Source organism: Curvibacter sp. GW821-FHT01G03, from assembly GCF_059422285.1.
In genome coordinates this window covers 169,131-186,622 of sequence record NZ_JBWKWP010000008.1, presented here as the reverse complement: position 1 = coordinate 186,622, position 17,492 = coordinate 169,131, and the positions used below count along the sequence as shown (strand labels likewise).

Annotated in this window: 16 protein-coding genes; 13 read left to right on the top strand and 3 right to left on the bottom strand. The window is 66.2% G+C overall.

The window, feature by feature from the left end; all coding sequences use genetic code 11:
• Window positions 1-101 precede the first annotated feature (101 nt).
• The 4 genes from AC07VS_RS13500 (at window position 102) to AC07VS_RS13485 (ending at window position 3,516) form a co-directional block, all read left to right on the top strand.
• On the top strand, window positions 102-1,082 hold the full coding sequence (locus AC07VS_RS13500) for a LysR family transcriptional regulator (protein WP_492347611.1): 981 nt from the start codon (window positions 102-104) through the stop codon (window positions 1,080-1,082).
• Between the two features lie 162 nt (window positions 1,083-1,244).
• Window positions 1,245-2,129, top strand: a complete 885-nt coding sequence (locus tag AC07VS_RS13495) for a pirin family protein (protein ID WP_494657217.1) — start codon at window positions 1,245-1,247, stop codon at window positions 2,127-2,129.
• Window positions 2,130-2,174: 45 nt separating this feature from the next.
• Window positions 2,175-2,588 (top strand): OsmC family protein, encoded by a 414-nt coding sequence (locus AC07VS_RS13490; RefSeq protein ID WP_494751197.1) that lies wholly within the window; start codon window positions 2,175-2,177, stop codon window positions 2,586-2,588.
• 28 nt (window positions 2,589-2,616) lie between these two features.
• The gene (locus tag AC07VS_RS13485) at window positions 2,617-3,516 is read left to right on the top strand and encodes a LysR family transcriptional regulator (protein ID WP_494751196.1); all 900 of its coding nucleotides are present in this window, start codon (window positions 2,617-2,619) and stop codon (window positions 3,514-3,516) included.
• 38 nt (window positions 3,517-3,554) lie between these two features.
• Here the strand turns inward: AC07VS_RS13485 and AC07VS_RS13480 are convergent, their stop codons facing one another.
• Complete coding sequence (locus AC07VS_RS13480; protein ID WP_494751195.1) at window positions 3,555-4,499, bottom strand: DMT family transporter; 945 nt, start codon at window positions 4,497-4,499, stop codon at window positions 3,555-3,557.
• Between the two features lie 86 nt (window positions 4,500-4,585).
• Between AC07VS_RS13480 and AC07VS_RS13475 the strand changes: the two genes are divergently transcribed.
• The 3 genes from AC07VS_RS13475 (at window position 4,586) to AC07VS_RS13465 (ending at window position 7,305) form a co-directional block, all read left to right on the top strand.
• Entirely contained in the window at window positions 4,586-5,452 is an 867-nt protein-coding gene (locus AC07VS_RS13475) for a LysR family transcriptional regulator (RefSeq protein ID WP_494751194.1), read from the top strand.
• A gap of 280 nt (window positions 5,453-5,732) precedes the next feature.
• Window positions 5,733-6,047, top strand: coding sequence for a helix-turn-helix transcriptional regulator (locus AC07VS_RS13470; protein WP_494751193.1), 315 nt, complete (start codon window positions 5,733-5,735; stop codon window positions 6,045-6,047).
• The gene (locus AC07VS_RS13465) at window positions 6,040-7,305 is read left to right on the top strand and encodes a type II toxin-antitoxin system HipA family toxin (RefSeq protein WP_494751192.1); all 1,266 of its coding nucleotides are present in this window, start codon (window positions 6,040-6,042) and stop codon (window positions 7,303-7,305) included. Before AC07VS_RS13470 ends, AC07VS_RS13465 begins: the two co-directional genes overlap by 8 nt.
• Before the next feature lie 75 nt (window positions 7,306-7,380).
• Here the strand turns inward: AC07VS_RS13465 and AC07VS_RS13460 are convergent, their stop codons facing one another.
• Entirely contained in the window at window positions 7,381-8,637 is a 1,257-nt protein-coding gene (locus AC07VS_RS13460) for an MFS transporter (protein ID WP_494751191.1), read from the bottom strand.
• A gap of 95 nt (window positions 8,638-8,732) precedes the next feature.
• On the opposite strand from AC07VS_RS13460, the gene AC07VS_RS13455 reads away from it, so the two are divergent.
• The 6 genes from AC07VS_RS13455 to AC07VS_RS13430 all read left to right on the top strand — a co-directional run bounded on the left by AC07VS_RS13455 (window position 8,733) and on the right by AC07VS_RS13430 (window position 17,157).
• The gene (locus AC07VS_RS13455; RefSeq protein WP_494751190.1) at window positions 8,733-9,662 is read left to right on the top strand and encodes a LysR family transcriptional regulator; all 930 of its coding nucleotides are present in this window, start codon (window positions 8,733-8,735) and stop codon (window positions 9,660-9,662) included.
• Window positions 9,663-10,004: 342 nt separating this feature from the next.
• A complete protein-coding gene (nirB, locus tag AC07VS_RS13450; RefSeq protein WP_494751189.1) occupies window positions 10,005-12,521 on the top strand; it encodes a nitrite reductase large subunit NirB in 2,517 nt (838 codons plus the stop codon).
• Window positions 12,522-12,574: 53 nt separating this feature from the next.
• Window positions 12,575-12,913, top strand: coding sequence for a nitrite reductase small subunit NirD (gene nirD / locus AC07VS_RS13445; protein WP_494751188.1), 339 nt, complete (start codon window positions 12,575-12,577; stop codon window positions 12,911-12,913).
• 90 nt (window positions 12,914-13,003) lie between these two features.
• Window positions 13,004-14,299, top strand: a complete 1,296-nt coding sequence (locus AC07VS_RS13440; protein ID WP_492347623.1) for a nitrate- and nitrite sensing domain-containing protein — start codon at window positions 13,004-13,006, stop codon at window positions 14,297-14,299.
• 306 nt (window positions 14,300-14,605) lie between these two features.
• On the top strand, window positions 14,606-15,412 hold the full coding sequence (locus tag AC07VS_RS13435; protein ID WP_494751187.1) for a formate/nitrite transporter family protein: 807 nt from the start codon (window positions 14,606-14,608) through the stop codon (window positions 15,410-15,412).
• An 11-nt stretch (window positions 15,413-15,423) separates the two neighbouring features.
• On the top strand, window positions 15,424-17,157 hold the full coding sequence (locus AC07VS_RS13430; RefSeq protein WP_494751186.1) for a bifunctional protein-serine/threonine kinase/phosphatase: 1,734 nt from the start codon (window positions 15,424-15,426) through the stop codon (window positions 17,155-17,157).
• Between the two features lie 12 nt (window positions 17,158-17,169).
• Here AC07VS_RS13430 and AC07VS_RS13425 read toward each other — a convergent pair whose 3' ends face one another.
• Window positions 17,170-17,484 carry a non-heme iron oxygenase ferredoxin subunit gene (locus tag AC07VS_RS13425; protein WP_494751185.1) on the bottom strand — a complete coding sequence of 105 codons (315 nt, stop codon included), beginning with the start codon at window positions 17,482-17,484 and terminating at the stop codon, window positions 17,170-17,172.
• Window positions 17,485-17,492 lie beyond the last annotated feature (8 nt).

The window sequence follows — 17,492 nt, the reverse complement described above, 5'->3', positions numbered from 1 at the left end:
AGGACGCCAAGGCGAGACACCGCTGGAATCCTGCCGAAACGGGGATATTCAGTCCAATGGAAATTTGTCCATTAATCATTCATTCTTGATATGCTTTTGACATGATCCAGCCCTCCATCAGGGACCCGCAAAGCACCCGCAGCGCCCTCATCACCCACCGGCACATCGAAGTCTTTCGCGCGGTGATGACTGCCGGCAGCGTGACCCATGCTGCCGCTTTGCTCAGCAGCTCTCAGCCCACTGTCAGCCGCGAATTGGCACGACTTGAGCACCTGCTGGCCTACCCACTGTTTGAACGCTCGCAGGGCCGCCTGCGCCCCAATGCCCGCGCTCTGGCGCTGTGGGACGAAGTGCAAATCTCATGGCGGGGGCTGGAGCGTGTCGTTGAGCGGGCCGTGGCCCTGGGGCAATCGCAGGAGGCACAGCTTTCGGTGCTGTGCCTGCCGGCCCTCGCCCATGCTTTGTTACCTGGCGCCATGGCCCGGCTGCTTCAGGCGCAGCCCCGTCTGCGTGTGTCCATCACCCCGCAAGAGTCACCGTTGCTGGAGGAATGGATGAGCGCCCAGCGCTTTGACCTGGGCCTGAGCGAGCAGCCCGGTACACCTGTGGGTGTGCAGGCCCTTCCGCTGCTGACACTGGATGAAGTGGCTGTGTTGCCAGCCGGGCATCCCCTGACTGCGCATGCGGTACTGCGTTTGCAGGACTTTGCAGGCCAGCAGTTCATCAGTCTGGCTGCCGATGACCCTTACGGCTGTCAAATAGACCAGCTTTTTTCCGAGGAGGGCGTGGTGCGCCAATTGCACCTGCAAACCCACAGTGCAGTGGCTGTGTGCGCCATGGTGCAGCAAGGTCTGGGGCTGGCCATCGTCAATCCCTTTACCGCCCTGGCCATGGCGGGGTCGGGGCTTGTGTTGCGCAGGCTGGCATTCTCCATCCCATTCAGCATCACCCTGTTGCGCCCTTTGTACCGGCCGGCCATGTCAGAAACGCAGGCCCTGGTGCAGTGCCTGCAGGCGCAGGCTCAGGAGGTGACCGCCGCGCTGCACCGATTGCTTGAGCCGTCATTCGCTGTTCCCCGCTGATCCCGCCTGAAAAGAATCCGCTGCCCAGTCTGTCTGGGTCAGTTGCGGCGCCATTGTTCCGTCTAAGCAACAAAGAGGCGCTCAAAAGGCTATTCCATAAAACTATTAGCAACAATAAAGTCTAGCCTTCGATTCAACCCCTCTAACACCGAAAGGCTCACCATGACATCCAGCTCTGTTCAGATCACCCCGGTCACCCAATCGCGCAGCGTCGAGCAACTGGTGCGCGGCCAGGCCACCTCGGATGGCGCGGGCGTCAAGCTCAGCCGCGTGCTGACGCAGCCCTTGCAGCATCGGCTCGACCCCTTCCTGATGCTCGATGCCTTTGGCAGCGACAACCCCAACGACTACATTGCCGGCTTTCCCGACCACCCGCACCGCGGCTTCGAGACCATCACCTACATGATTGCCGGCCGCATGCTGCACCGCGACAGCGCCGGTCATGAGGGCCTGCTGCAAAACGGCGGCGTGCAGTGGATGACGGCCGGCAAGGGCGTGATCCATTCCGAGATCCCGCAACAGGAGGAGGGCGTGATGGAGGGCTTTCAGCTCTGGCTCAATCTGCACAGCAGCGAAAAAATGAACACCCCCTGGTACCGCGACTTCCAGGCCGCCGACCTGCCGCATTTCGTGACGCCCGCCGGCGTGGCGGTGACGGTGATCGCTGGCAGCAGCCACGGTGTGCAGGGCGCAGTGCAGCGCCCCATCACCCAGCCGCTGTACCTGGATCTGCACCTGCCCCAGGGCGCACGCTTCGATCAGGTGCTGCCACCGCAGCACAATGCCTTCGTGTACGTGTACCGGGGCGAGGTGTCGGTGGGCGGTCAGGCCGTGCCGCTGCAGCGCATGGCCATCCTGCGCAATGAGGCGCAGGCCGACGGTGTGGTCATCGAGGCCACGGCCGATGCCCGTGTGCTGCTGATCGCAGGCCAGCCCTTGAAGGAGCCCATCGTGCAGTACGGCCCCTTCGTGATGAACACCAAGGAAGAGATCTACCAGGCCCTGAACGATTTCCGCGATGGGCGCCTGGGCGAAGAAGCCGCCTGAGGCTGCGCCGCAGCCCTGATTTTCTGGATTGAACGGAGACTGACCATGACCATCGAAGCCACCCTGCAGCGCGCCAACGGCGCGCTCACCACTCTGAGCAACGGCCGCCATGTCTGGAACTCGGACATCGACAAGACCCTGGGCTCGCAGGATCGGGCCCCCGATCCGCACGACCTGCTTGATTCGGCCCTGGCCGCCTGCACCACCTTGACGCTGGAGCTTTACATTCGCCGCCGTCAGCTGGCCGTCACGGCCTTGCGGGTCACGGTGGATCATGTGGAAGACAAGGCTGCCGACGGTCGTGTGCGCTACCAGCTGCAGCGTCGCATCGCCATCGAGGGCACACTGACCGATGCCGAGCGACAGCGCCTGCTCGAGATCGCCGACAAATGCCCCATCCACCGCCTGCTCAGCGGCGAGATCCACATCGAATCGGCGCTCGAAGCCACACCGGGCTGAGGCCCGCGACACACCCGCCGCAGTGCCCATGGAATCCCTCAACCCCAACGATCTGCTGATCTACGCCCGTGTGGCCGAGGCGGGCAGCTTCAGCAAGGCGGCCGAGCGCCTGGGCCTGCCCAAATCCTCGGTGTCGCGCCGCGTCGCGCACCTGGAGGAGCAGTTGGGCGAGCGCCTGATGTCACGCTCGACCCGCCGCTCCACCTTCACCGAGTTCGGCCTGCAACTGCTGGAACATGCGCGCCAGGTGGCGGCAGAAGTCGATGCCGTCACCGCCCTCAGCGAACACCGTCAGCTGCAACCCACGGGGCGCCTGCGCGTCTCCATGCCGCCCGAAGTGGCCACCTTGATGCTGCGCGACATGCTGGCCGCCTTTGTGGCCCTGCACCCGGCGGTGACGCTGGAGCTGGACCTGTCACCACGCCGGGTCGACCTGGTGGGCGAAGGCTTTGACCTGGCCCTGCGCTTTGGCGAACTGCAGGACGATGCCTCGCTCACCGCGCGACGGCTGGCCACGCTGTCCATCGGTCTGTACGCCGCACCGGCCTACCTGGCCGAGCATGGTGATCCGCAATCCCCCGAAGACCTGGCGCAGCACAAGAGCGTGCTGCTGCTCAAGCGCAACCTGGAGCCTGCCCGCTGGACGCTGCTGCACGGCGACACCCGCTGGGAGGGCGCCCCCCCAAGCAGCTTTGTCGCCAATGCCCCTGGCCTGTTGCTGGAGATGGCCGTGGGCGGCTGTGGCATTGTGGCGGTGCCCGATGCCATGGCCCAGGCCCGTGTGCGCAGCGGTGAATTGCGCCGTGTGCTGAGCGCCTGGTGCCTGCCCCCCGAGCCGGCCTGGGCGGTGTTTCTGGGCCGGCGCCTGATGCCCAGCAAGACCCGGGCTTTCATCGAGATGCTGCAGGCGGCGTTACAGCGAGATTGAGCTGCAGGGGTGGACTGGATCACCGTGAGTCGCCGTACTCAGTCATCCAGCGCCGGCTGCGCTGCGCCCCTGGTTTTGACAATGCTCCAAACCGAAGCCCCCATCAAGGCCATGCCTGCGAGCTGCGTGGGGCTCAAGCGGGTGCCATACAGGCCCCAATCGAAGAGCACGGCCGCCAAGGGGTAGACAAACTGCAGCACGGCAATGCGACCCAGCGGGAGCCTGGCCATGCCTGCAAAAAGCACCACGTAGGCCAGGCCCGTGTGCAACACGCCCAGGCCCGCCAGCCAGGCCCAGGTGCCGGGTTGTTGGGGCAAGCCAAAAACCCAGGGTGCCCAGACCAGTACCAGGCTGCCCACCGCGCACTGCCAGAAGGCCAGCGTCAAAGGCGCGATGCCCTGCTGGGTCTTGGCCAGCAGGGTCACGGCGGCATAGCTCAGCGAGCCTCCCAGGCACAGCAGCAGCCCGAGGGCATAGCCGCTGCGGGCTGTGTGGGAGATGGCCAGGTCATCCAGCAAACCGGTGGTAAGGGCCAAACCGCACAGGGTCACCGGCGTCGCCATCCACTGGCCCCAGGACACCCGCTCGCGCAGAAACAACGCGCCAAACACGATGACCCAGATGGGCTGAATGTGAAACACCACAGTGGCCACTGCCATGGAAGTGCGTGGAATGGCGGCAAAGAAAAGGGCCCAGTTCAGCACCATCAGGCAGCCCATGACACAGACCACGCCCAGGCGCCTGCCCTGTAGGTGAAGGCCCTTCAGATTCCCTGTGGCTGCGCACCACAAGAACAGGGCCAGCGCACCCATCGCGCAGCGAAACCAGACGGTCACCAGCGGGTGTTGAGCCGCCTCTTGCACAAACACGCCGAGGGTGCCCAGCAAGAGGCCACCGGCCACCATGAGCCCCAGGCCGCGCTGCTCGCCGGTGGTGCGTGATGTGGATGTTGAGGCGGTGGTGAGGGCGGTCTTGCTGTGCATGGGGCGATGTTCCCGGGGCGCAAGAATTCAGTAAAGCGCATAGTTCTGACAGCTACCATGCGTTTATCGAATGAATGGCTGTCGCGATGAAACACCCGGATCTTCAAATCGATTGGTTGCGCGCCTTTGTGGCGGTGGTGGATGCCGGCTCCTTGTCGGCGGCAGCCCCCTTGCTGCACCGCTCGCAGTCGGCGGTGAGCATGCAGATCAAGAAGCTGGAGGGCGCCTTGGGCAAAGCTGTGCTGGTGCGCAGCCCGCGCCACATGGACATCACGGCGGCCGGAGCCGAGTTGCTGTCCTATGCGCGCCGCATGCTGGAGTTGCAGGCCCAGACCCAGGCCGTGATGTTCGGCCCCGAGTTGGAAGGCCGCATTCGCCTGGGGGTGCCCGATGACTATGCGGCCACCTACCTGACGCCGGTGCTGCGCAGTTTTGCGGCTCGTCACCAGGGGGTGGAGATTGAGTTGACCTGCGAGCAGTCGACCTCGCTCATCCCCAAGGTGCTGCGTGGCGACCTGGACCTGGCCCTGGTCTCCCGTGACAAGCCCCAGCGCGGCAGGCTCCTGTTCCATGAGCCTTTGGTGTGGGTCGGTGCCCCCCAGTTTGAAGTCTGGCGCAAGAACCCCATGCCGATTGCCGTCTACGAATCAGGCAGCCTGGCCAGAATCGAAGCCATGTCCGCCTTGGCCGCCAGGCGCCGCGCCTATCGGGTGGTCTATCACAGCTCCAGCCTGGCCGGCCAGGTGGCCGCCGTGGAGAGCGGGCTGGCGGTGGCGGTATTGACGCGCTGCAGCGTGCCAGCCAGCTTGCAGCCGCTCCAGGGCCTGCCCAAGGGGTTTGAGCTGCCCGCCCTGGGCGGCATGGAGGTGGCGGTGTTCCGCAGCAAAAGCTCACAACGTTCGAGTGCCGTCGACGCGATGTACGAGCAATTTGTCAGCACCTTGGCCAGGTAGCCCTGGGGGCAGTGAGGTCGTTCCCGATGCCATGGCCCAGGCCCCTGTGCGCAGCGCGCATGTGCGACGTGTGCTGAGCGCCTGATACCCAGCAAGACGCGCGCTTTCATTGATGTGCTGTAGGCAGCGCTGAAGATCGATGGAGGCTGGGGTGTCCGTTGGGCCTGCTGCAACCCAAGTTCGATGGGCTCGGATGATCCTCAATGGTTTTGACGGAATGGATTCATAAATCTAAAATATTGGGTGTTAGGTCTATTAACTAGACTTAACACATAAAAAAATGGATTTAATCTACCGTCGCCCCGACGAGATCGTGAGCCAGCTCTGCACCCGTCTGCGGCAAGAGCGCCTGGCTCAGCAGATGACGCAGGCCGAGGTGGCGGCGCGTGCCGGTGTTGGCGTGAACACCCTGTCCAACCTCGAATCGGGTCGCAACACGAGCTTTGAGAGCGTGGTTCGCGTTGCCATGGTGCTGGGGCGGTCGGCAGAGCTGGAGGCCCTGTTCCAGCCCCGTTTGGACAGCCTGGACGACATGTTGCGTTACGAGGCCGGCGCCCAACGCCGCCGTGTCAAGCGAAAGGCGAGCCGTGCCTGAGCATATCGATGTGTTCTACAACGGATGGGGCGAGCATTGGCGCTGGGGCCGGCTGGTCTCTACGGATGTGATCACCGGCCGCCCCCTGGTGGCCTTTGAGTACAGCGATGAGGCGCTGGCCCGGGGGCTTGAGCTGTCGGCTTTGCGTTTGCCGCTCATGGGCCCGCGCTTTCGAAAAGACCTCCCGGCCCACCAAGCCGGCTTGCCCGGCCCCGTCTATGACGCCTTGCCCGATGGTTGGGGCATGCTTCTGATGGACCGCTGGTTCAAACGGCAGGGGCTGCCAGCAGCCCGGGTCGGCCCGCTGGCGCGTCTGGCCTATGTCGGCGCGAGCGCCATGGGCGCCATGAGCTTTGTGCCTGCGGCGCCAGAGGCCCAGGGCTCGCAAGAGACCCCGGTCCTGGCTCACCTGGCCACGCAGGTCCAGCAAGTGTTGCGAGGCGAGGGCGGGGCCTTTCTGCAAAGCTTGCTGCGGATGGGTGGCTCGCCTCAGGGCGCCCGACCCAAGGCCATGCTGTACCGCGACCCTGGGTCCGGTGGGTTCAGCACGGTCGATGCGCCGGGTCTGGATGCCTGGCTGATCAAGTTTCCGGGGCGGCATGAGCCCGCTGAGGTGTGTGCGGTAGAGGCCATCTACGCCCAGTGCCTGCGAGCCTGCGGCATCGAAACGCCCGAGACGGCCTATTTCGAACTGCCCAACGGCCAGGCCGCCTTTGGCTCGCGACGCTTCGATCGGCAGGCAGGCCAGCGCATCCCCCAGCAGAGCCTCGCCGCCTTCACCGGGGCCGACTTCCGCATCCCCGGCGCGCTCGACAGCGTCAACTTTTTGCGGGCCACCCAGTTGTGCACCAACGACATGCGGGAGAAAGCCCGGGCTTTCGAGCGGGTCGTCTTCAACGTGGTGTTCAACAACCGCGACGACCACCCCAAGAACTTCGCCTACCTGATGCAGCCCACAGGTCAATGGCAGTTGGCGCCGGCCTACGATGTCACCTTCTGCGAAGGCCCGGGGGGGTACCACCAGATGGATGTGATGGGCGAGGCTCTGGAAGTGGGCCGCAGCCACCTGCTGCAACTGGGGCTCAGAGAGGCTGAACTCTCCGCCCAGGCGGTTGCCGCTGTCCTGGGGCGGGTCTGCAGCGTGGCCAGCACCTTCACCACCACGGCGCACAGCCAACTCGCCGGGCAAATCACCCCCGACACCCTGCGCCTGATCCAGGGCCGCATCGACGACAACATCCGGCGTGTAATGGCCTGACGGCCCGTTTTGTTGCCCCTTGGTTCTTGGGCCTGGACCGCAGCGAGGCGGTTGCCAGCCCCGCCAACTTCAGCGTCAGGCCTGGGCCAGACCTGTCTTGGTCAGACTTGTCGGCCGGGTGCTGACCACCAGCCGCACCGCCAAGGCCCCCAGCGCGGCCACCGTGGCCAGGCCCACCACCCCCAGCCAACCCCATTGGGCCAGGGCCAGGCTGCCGAGCCAGGCGCCGGTGGCCATGCCGATGAACATGCCCACGAACAGCAGGGCGTTGAGCCGGCTGCGAGCGGCCGGCTCCAGCCCGTAGACCAGGGTCTGGTGGGCCACCAGGGTGGCTTGCACGCCAAAGTCGAAGGCCACCGCGCTCACCACGATCAGCACCAACTGGCCCTGGGGTGGCAGCCAGGCGGCGCCCGCCATGCTGGCAAAGGCGAGGGCGCTCAGGCCGGCGCCCAGGCGGGTCACCAGTTCGGGGCCTCGGCGGTCCGAGATGCGTCCGGCCAAGGGCGCGGCCAGCGCGCCCGCCACGCCTGCCAGGCCGAAGGCACCGGCGGCTCCGCTGCCCAGGTGGAAGGGCTCGGCGTGCAGCATCACCGCCAGGGTCGACCAGAAGGCGCTGAAGCCCACGGCCAGCAGGCCCTGGGCCAGCGCGGCATGGCGCAGCCCTGGGTAGCGCTGCCACAGCTGGCCCATCGAACCGATCAGGGCGGTGTACGAGACCCGGGTGGTGGGGGCGAAGTCGGGCAACCCGCGCCACAGGGCCAGGGCCAGGATCGCCACCGAGCCTGCGGCCGCGCCATACACCGCACGCCAGCCCAGTTGCTCGGCCACCAGGCCGCTCACCACCCGCGACAGCAGAATGCCCAGCAGCAGCCCGGTCATCACCGAGCCCACCGCCTTGCCCCGGCTGGACTCGGGCGCCAGGATGGCCGCTGCGGGCACGATGTCCTGCGCCACCGTGGCCGACAGGCCGATCAGCAGGCTGGCCAGCAACAGCCAGGGGACTGACGGGGCGAAGGCACTCAGCAGCAAGGCCGCCGTCAGAGCCAAGGCCTTGGCCAGGATCAAGCGGCGCCGGTTCAATCGGTCACCCAGGGGGGCCAGCAGCAGGATGCCCAGGGCATAGCCCAGTTGCGTCAGGGTGGGCACCAGGCCGATGTGGCTGGCGCTGGCCTGCAGGTCGGCGCCCAGCACGCCCAGGATGGGCTGGCTGTAATACAGCGAGGCCACGCTGAAGCCCGCGCCAGCGGCCAGCAAGACCAGGTGCTTCTGACGCCATTCGGGGAGGGGGGCTGCTGGGGGTTTTGGTTCATGCGCAACGGGTATGGAATCCATGGATTTCTCCGGTGAAGATCGATGCCTTGAACTGTAATGACGCCGAATCAGCCCGTGTAGTGCCCTGATTTGAACAATTGATATACGCTTGGCGCATGAAAACCACTCCGCCCGCCAGCCGCCAGGTCGATCGCATCGAGCTCTTCGACACCTTTGTCCGCATCGTCGAGGCGGGCAGTCTGTCAGCGGCGGCCAGCCAGATGGGCAGCACCCAGCCCACCATCAGCCGCCGCCTCACGGCGCTGGAGCAGCAGCTGGGGCTCAAGCTTTTGCAGCGCAGCACCCATGCCATGAAGCTCACCGAGGATGGTGAGCGCTGCCTGACGCTGGCGCGGGGGCTGCTGGAGACCTGGCAGTCGATGGACGAGGGGCTGCGCGGCCAGGCGGCCCAGCCCCAGGGCACTTTGCGCGTATTGGCCCCGCACGCCTTTGGCCAGCAGCAGTTGATCGGCCCCGTGGCTGACTACCTGGCGCGCTACCCCGGGGTCTCGCTGGAGTGGCTGTTGAACGACCGCCTGCCCGATTTCATTGCCGAGGGGGTGGATTGCGCCATCCGTGTGGGCACGGTCGAAGACCCTTCGCTGGTGGCACTCAAACTGGGTGAGGTGCGGCGGGTGGTGGTGGCCGCACCGCAATGGGTGGATGCGGCCAGGCCACCCGCCCACCCCCGCGACCTCGCGGCCTTGCCCTGGATGGCAGTGCGTACCTTCTATCAGAACGAAGTGGTTTTGAACCAGCGCGCCACAGCCGAGTCGTTCAGCTTCGCCATCCGCCCCCGCTTCAGCACCGACAGCCTGTACGCCCTGCGCAATGCCGCCCTGCGTGGTTTGGGCCTGGGCATCTTCTCGCATTGGCTGGTGGACGAAGACATCGCCGCAGGCCGCCTGCGGCACCTTTTGCCCGGTTGGGAGGCGCCCTCCCTGCCGGTGTACCTGGTCTACCCCTACAGCCGGCTGATCCCTGCGCGCCTGAGCCGCTTCATCGAATTGATCCGCCAGGCGGCCCCTTCGGCCATCGACGTTTGAGGGCGCCGCCGTGCTGTTGTGCACCGCATCGGTGCTCTGCCGGCCTGATCTGGTGCGGTGAGGCCCATCGTGCAGCGCCAAGCCGATCCGAGGGGCATTTTTTGGCAGGCACGGAAGCTGCTTGTATGAGGCCGTGGCCGGCAGCATCGACGCTTCACCGGCCCCTTCTGCACCGCTAACGACGGCGGACACGCGTCGCACACAGCGCCGGGCCTGGGCCCGCTCGCTGCCTGTACCGACGCGGCATCAACCCCTTTGATTTTTTCATCCATGGCAGGTACGGCACTTGAGGCCCGGCCCGCCGGTGCGCCGCGCTGCGCACTTCATTCAGGAGCACGCAACATGAAAATCATCGTCGTCGGACATGGCATGGTGGGCCACAAATTCCTCGAGAGCCTGGCCGAAGCCGGCCTGCAGGGGGCCCAGGTCACGGTGCTGTGCGAAGAGCCACGCCCGGCCTACGACCGGGTGCACCTGTCGGCGTTCTTTGCCGGCAAGTCGGCCCAGGACCTGTCGCTGGTCGAGCCCGGGTTTTTCGAGCGCACCGGCTTCAGCCTGCGCCTGGCGGCCCGGGCCGCGCAGATTGATCGCGATGCCCATACCGTCACCCTGGTCGATGGCCAGGTGCTGGTGTATGACAAGCTGGTGCTGGCCACCGGCTCCAGCCCCTTCGTGCCGCCGGTGCCGGGCCATGATCGGGCCGACTGCTTTGTGTACCGCACCATCGAAGACCTGGAGGCCATGACCGAGTGCGGTGCCCGGGCCCAGAGCGGTGTGGTGGTGGGCGGCGGCCTGCTGGGCCTGGAATGCGCCAAGGCCTTGCGCGACCTGGGCCTGCAGACCCATGTGGTCGAATTTGCACCGCGCCTGATGGCTGTGCAGGTCGACGAGGGTGGCGGCCGCGTGCTGCGCCACAAGATCGAGGACCTGGGCCTGCAGGTGCACACCCAGAAGAACACGCTGCAGATCATCGACGGCGAGACGGCGCGCCACCGCATGGTGTTTGCCGATGGCAGCCACCTGGAGACCGACATGATCGTCTTCTCGGCCGGCATCCGCCCAAGGGACGAACTGGCCCGCACCAGCGGCCTCGCCCTGGGCCCGCGCGGCGGCGTCGAGATCGACAGCGAGTGCCGCACCAGCGACCTGGACATCTACGCCATCGGCGAATGCGCCGCCTGGAACGGCCAGACCTTCGGCTTGGTGGCCCCGGGCTACGACATGGCCCGCGTGGCCGCCCGGCATCTGGCCGGGCAGGACGACGTGGCCTTTGTCGGGGCCGACATGAGCACCAAGCTCAAACTCATGGGGGTGGACGTGGCCAGCATTGGCGACGCACACGGCAAGACCCCGGGCAGCCGCAGCTTCCAGTACTGCGACGAGATCGCCCAGGTCTACAAGAAGATCGTGATCAGCGCGGACGGCAAGCGCCTGCTGGGGGCGGTGCTGGTGGGCAATGCCGACGAGTACGGCACCTTGCTGCAAATGGCCTTGAACGGCATCGAACTGCCCAAGAGCCCCGAGTTTCTGATCCTGCCCAGCAGCGAAGGCCAGGCCAAACCCGGCCTGGGCCCGGACGCCTTGCCGGCCAGCGCCCAGATCTGCTCGTGCAACAGCGTCACCAAGGCCCAGATCTGTGATGCCGTGGCCGGCGGCGTGACCAGCATCGGCGAGCTCAAGGCCTGCACCAAGGCTGGCGCCACCTGCGGCGGCTGCGTGCCCCTGGCCACCCAGGTCATGAAGCTGGAGATGAAGAAGCAGGGCCTGGCCGTGAACAACCACCTGTGCGAGCACTTTGCCTACTCGCGCCAGGAGCTGTACCACCTGATCCGGGTGGGCAAGATCCGCAGCTTTGACGAGCTGCTGGCCGCCCATGGCAAAGGCCTGGGCTGCGACATCTGCAAGCCCGCGGCGGCCAACATGCTGGCCTCGTGCTGGAACGAGTTCGTGCTCAAGAAGGACCTGGCCAGCCTGCAGGACAGCAACGATTACTACCTGGGCAACATCCAGAAAGACGGCAGCTACTCGGTGGTGCCCCGCATGCCGGCCGGTGAGGTCACGCCGGACGGCCTGATCGCCGTGGGCCAGGTGGCGAAGAAGTACGGCCTCTACACCAAGATCACCGGCGGCCAGCGGGTGGACCTCTTCGGCGCCCGTGTCGAGCAACTGCCCGCGATCTGGGAAGAGCTGATCGCCGCAGGCTTCGAGTCGGGGCATGCCTACGGCAAGTCCCTGCGCACCGTGAAAAGCTGTGTCGGCTCCACCTGGTGTCGCTACGGCGTGGGCGACAGCGTGGGCCTGGCCGTGCTGCTGGAAAACCGCTACAAGGGCCTGCGTTCACCGCACAAGATCAAGTTCGGTGTGTCGGGCTGCACCCGCGAATGCGCCGAGGCCCAGGGCAAGGACGTGGGCATCATCGCCACCGACAAGGGATGGAACCTGTACGTGTGCGGCAACGGCGGCATGAAACCGCGTCACGCCGAACTGCTGGCCTCTGACCTGAGCCAGGACGAGCTGATCCGCACCATCGACCGGTTCCTGATGTTCTACGTGCGCACCGCCGACCGCCTGCAGCGCACCAGCACTTGGCGCGAAAGCCTGGAAGGCGGACTGGCCTACCTGAAGGATGTGCTGTTGCAGGACAGCCTGGGCCTGGGCGCCGAGCTCGAAGCCCAGATGCAGCAGGTGGTCGACACCTACGCCTGCGAATGGAAGGCGGCCGTCAGCGACCCGGTCACGCGTCAGCGCTTCCGGTCTTTCGTGAACAGCGAGCAGCCCGACGAGCACATCGTGTTCGTCGAAGAGCGAGGCCAGATCCGGCCTGCCCGCCCCGAAGAGCGCGCTGGCACGCCAGCCTGAACCCATCGCACCCATTCCAGGCACGACACCCACCCAACCGGAGAACTTCAGCCATGAACACCGAAACCCTGAACTGGACCGCCGTCTGCGCGGTGAACGACATCCTGCCCAACACCGGCGTGTGCGCCCGCCTGGGGCAGCGCCACGTGGCCATTTTCCGCGTTGGCCACAGCGAGTTGTATGCGATCGACAACGTCGACCCCGTGTCACGCGCCAGCGTGATGTCGCGTGGTCTGGTGGGCAGCCTGGGTGAACGCACCGTGGTGGCCTCGCCCTTGTACAAGCAACATTTCGACCTGCGCAATGGCGAGTGCCTGGAAGACCCGGTCTTGTCGGTGCGCGCCTATGCCGTGCGTCTGGACCAGGACCAGGTGCTCCTGGCCGCGGCCTGAACGGCGGGTCGGCACGTGGCCCCTCCCATGCTGACGAAAGCCGCGATGGAGCCTGCCGAGCCCGCTGTTTTGGCAACACAATATGGCTCCATGCACCAGTCTGTTTCTCACCTCGTCCTGCGCGCCAAGCAACTTGAGATCGAGGCCTTGCGTCACCTGGAGTCCCGTGTCCAGCTGGCGGGCGTGGTCGGTCAGCTGATCGACGCCCTGCAGCGCGAGCGCGGGGCCAGCAGCGTGTTCCTGGCTTCGGAAGGGGCGCGCTTTGGCGCCGAGCGTGAGGCCGCCTGTGCTGCCAGCCAACCCCTGGAGGCTTTGCTGCGGGCCCAGGTCGAGGCCCAGATGGCGCCTGAGCAGGGGGCCTCGGCACGCTTGCTGTCCTTGATGGCCTGGGCCCTGCTCGACCTGGAGGCCCTGGCCGCGCTGCGCCATCAGATCGCGTGTCGGGCCTTCAGTGCCAGCGACGCCGTGGGCGCCTACAGCCGCCTGATTGCAGGTCTGTTGGAGCTGGTGTTCTACATGGCCGATGCGGCCCCTTATCCTGAGGTGTCGCGCTTGCTGGTGGCTTTCGTGCACCTGGTGCAGGGCAAGGAGACTGCCGGCCAGGAGCGCGCCGTGGGGGCACAGCTGTTCGCCTCGGGCCTGTGCCGTGACGACCAGCAGCAGCGCATCGTGCACCTGATTGATGCGCAGGAACGCAGCCTGCGCCTGTTTGAAGAGTTTGCCGAGCCCGAGTTGCGCCAGCGTTGGCAGCAACTGCAGCTCAGCCCCAATGTGGCGATGCTGGAGCGCTTGCGCCGGACCCTGTGCATGGCCCGCGACGGTGCGGCCCTCGAGCCCCCCCTCAGCGAAACCTGGTTTGACGTGGCCAGCGAGCGCATTGCCCAACTCTGGCAGTTGCAACAGGCCCTGCTCGAATGCCTGCACCAGGCCTGCGAAAGCCAGATCCAGCGCGCCCAGAACGATCTGCAGGATTCGGCTGGCCTGCTGCGCCAGTTGCGCGACAACCCTCCGCCTCGCGCTCATGAGGCTGACCGCTTCTTTCAAGCCAGTGGACAGGCTCAATCTCCTGCGGCTGCGGCCCCTGCAGGCACCACCGACCCCGATTCGGCCGCCTCGCTGGCCGGCCTGTTGCAGGCCCAGTCTGAGCGCCTGGCCCGCATGGAGGTTGAGCTGGACGCAGCGCGCCGGGCCCTGCATGAGCGCAAGATCATCGAGCGCGCCAAGGGCGCACTCATGGCCCGCCTGGGCCTCACCGAAGAGGCGGCCTTTCGCGCCCTGCAAAAGGCCTCGATGGACCACAACCGGCGCCTGCTCGACGTGGCCGAGGCCACGCTCAGCCTGCCCGACATGGTGGCACCGGCGCAGCGTGGCGCGCCACAAAAGTGAGCCTGGGCGCCGGTGGACGATCTCGCTCCCATCGGCCGTGCTGAGCCCCCATGGGGATCGTCAACAGGCGCTTGCTGCACCGGTCTGGTGCAGGCCGACGGGCCCAGGCACCCTGCCGCAGGCATGGAACCTGCATGGTTCGCGGTGAACAAGCTAATGGCGGCTTGACTTCCACCACACCGGCCCCCGCCGGGTGTGAGCCCCGATCCCGCGGATGATGGCGTCCCGTGAGTCCCGATCTTGATCGGAGACCCCACGGCGACGCCTTTTTTTCGCGCTCCTCAGACTGCTTTTCAAGGAAGTGCCATGGCCTACCTCGCCCCCGCCGAATTCGTCACCAAGATGGTCGATGCCGGTGAATCCAAGCTTTTGATGTCCACCCGCGACACCCTGATCCGTGCCTACATGGCAGGCGCCATCCTCGCGCTGGCAGCGGCCTTTGCCGTCAGCGTCAATGTCAACACCGGCAACCCCTTGATTGGTGCGTTGTTGTTTCCGGTCGGCTTTTGCATGCTCTACCTGATGGGCTTCGATCTGTTGACGGGCGTCTTCACCCTGGCGCCCCTGGCCGTGTTCGATCGCCGCCCGGGCGCCACCTGGGGTGGCGTGATGCGCAACTGGGGCCTGGTCTTTATGGGCAACTTTGCCGGGGCGCTCACGGTGGCCGTCTTCATGGCCATCATCTTCACCTTTGGCTTCTCCGAGGCTCCCAATGCCATCGGCCAGAAGATCGGTTCGATCGGCGAAGGCCGTACCGTGGGCTATGCCGCACACGGCGCGGCCGGCATGCTGACCCTGTTCATCCGAGGGGTGATGTGCAACTGGATGGTCTCGACCGGTGTGGTGGCGGCCATGATGTCCAGCACGGTGTCGGGCAAGGTCATCGGCATGTGGATGCCCATCCTGGTGTTCTTCTACATGGGCTTCGAACATTCCATCGTGAACATGTTCCTGTTTCCCTCGGGCCTGATGCTGGGGGGGCATTTCACCATCATGGACTACCTGATCTGGAACGAGATCCCCACCGTGCTGGGCAATGCCATCGGCGGCCTGACCTTTGTGGGCGCCACGCTGTATTCCACCCACTACAAGACGGCACCCAAGCGCGGCTGAGCCCCGAGGCCATGAGCACGCGTCTGCGCCTCACGCTGGGCCAGCATTCCGAAGCCGGTCGCAAGCCGGTCAACCAGGACTTCCATGGTGCGGTGGTGCCGCCCCAGCCCTTGCTGGACAGCAAGGGCATCGCGCTGGCGCTGGCCGACGGCATCAGCAGCAGCGCGGTCAGCCAGGTGGCCAGCGCGGCCGCGGTGCGAGGCTTTCTGGAGGACTACTACTGCACCTCCGAGGCGTGGTCGGTGCGCCGATCGGCCCAGTGCGTGCTGAGCGCCACCAACTCCTGGCTGCACGCCCAGACCCAGCGCAGCGATGCGCGCTTCGACCTGGACCGTGGCTACGTCTGCACCTTCAGCGCCCTGGTCTTCAAGGCGACCCAAGTGCACCTGCTGCATGTCGGAGACGCCCGCGTGTACCGTCTGCACCCACAGGCCCTGGAGCAGCTCAGCGAGGACCACCGTGTGCGCGTGTCTTCGGGCCAGACCTGCCTGGGCCGCGCCCTGGGCACCGGCCCGGCAGTCGAGATCGATCACCAGCAGTGGGACGCCGAGCCGGGCGAGGTCTATCTGCTGGCCACCGATGGGGCCTACGAGTTCCTGGACGCCGCCGCGGTGCACGTCGCCCTGTTGGCCCACCCCACCGATCTGGATGCGGCCGCCGCCGCCCTGGTGGCGCTGGCATTGGCGCGCGGCAGCCAGGACAACCTGACGGTGCAATTGGTGCGGGTGGACGAGCTGCCTCTGGTCGCAGCCCCCCGGCTGCTCGCCCAGCGCGAAGGGCTGCGCTTGCCGCCACCGCTGCAGGCCCGCATGCACTTCGAGGGCTACGTGCTGCTGCGGGCCTTGCACACCAGCTCGCGCAGCCATGTGTTCCTGGCCCAGGACACGGCCAGCGGCCAGTGCGTGGCACTCAAGCTGCCTTCGGTGGACTTGCGCGACAACGCCGACTACCTGGACCGCTTTGTGCTGGAAGAGTGGATTGCCCGCCGCCTGGACAGCCCGCACGTGGTCAAGGCCTTTGCCGGCGAGCGCCGGCGTGAGCACCTGTTCGTGGCGCTGGAATACGTTGAAGGCCAGACCCTGGCCCAGTGGATGCGTGACCACCCGCGGCCCGAGCTGGAGGCGGTGCGCCGGCTGGTCGAACAGGCCGCCGCCGGGCTGCAGGCCTTTCACCGCAAGGAGATGCTGCATCAGGACCTGCGACCCGAGAATTTCATGATCGCGGCCGGCGGCACGCTCAAGATCATCGACTTCGCGTCGACCCACGTGGCCGGCCTCACCGAGGGGCAAGTCGATGGCCGGCCGCAGGCCCTGCTGGGCTCGTTGCAGTACAGCGCGCCAGAGTACTTCGTGGGCGGTACGGGCAGTGTGCAATCCGAGTTGTTTTCCTTGGCCGTGGTCACCTACCAAATGCTCACGGGCCAACTGCCGTATGGTCTGCAGGTTACACGCCTGCGCTCGCCCGCCGATCTGCGCACCCTGCGCTATGTGTCGGTGCGTGAACTGCGTCCCGACTTGCCGCCCTGGCTGGATGCCGTGCTGCGCCGTGCCCTGCATCCGCAGCCAGCGCGGCGCCAGGAGGCCTTGTCCGAGTTCGTGCACGATCTTCATCAGCCTGCGGCCCACTACCAGACCGCCCGTGCAACCCCCCTCATCGAACGCAATCCGGTGGTGTTCTGGCAGGTGCTCAGCCTGCTGCTCGCCCTGGCCGTGCTGGGGCTGGTGGCGGCGTTGATGGTGCGCTGACGAGCGTGGCCATCAACCCAGCCTCAGCCACACCCGCCCGCCCTCGACGCGCACCGGGTAGGTGCGCAGGTTTTTCGTCAGGGGTGCGCACAGGGCTTGGCCGGTGCAGATGTCGAAACGGCCTTGATGCAGCGGGCACTCGATCTCGCGTCCTTCCAGAAAGCCATCGCTCAGGCGGGCCGCGCCGTGGGTGCACAGGTTGTCGCTGGCGTAGACCTCGCCCTCGCATTCATAGAGGGCAATGTCGTGTCCTGCCACGCGTAGGCCCAGCACTTCGCCTTCGAACACGTCGTCACGGGCCAGGGCATCGATCCAGGGTGTGGTCATGGGTCTGC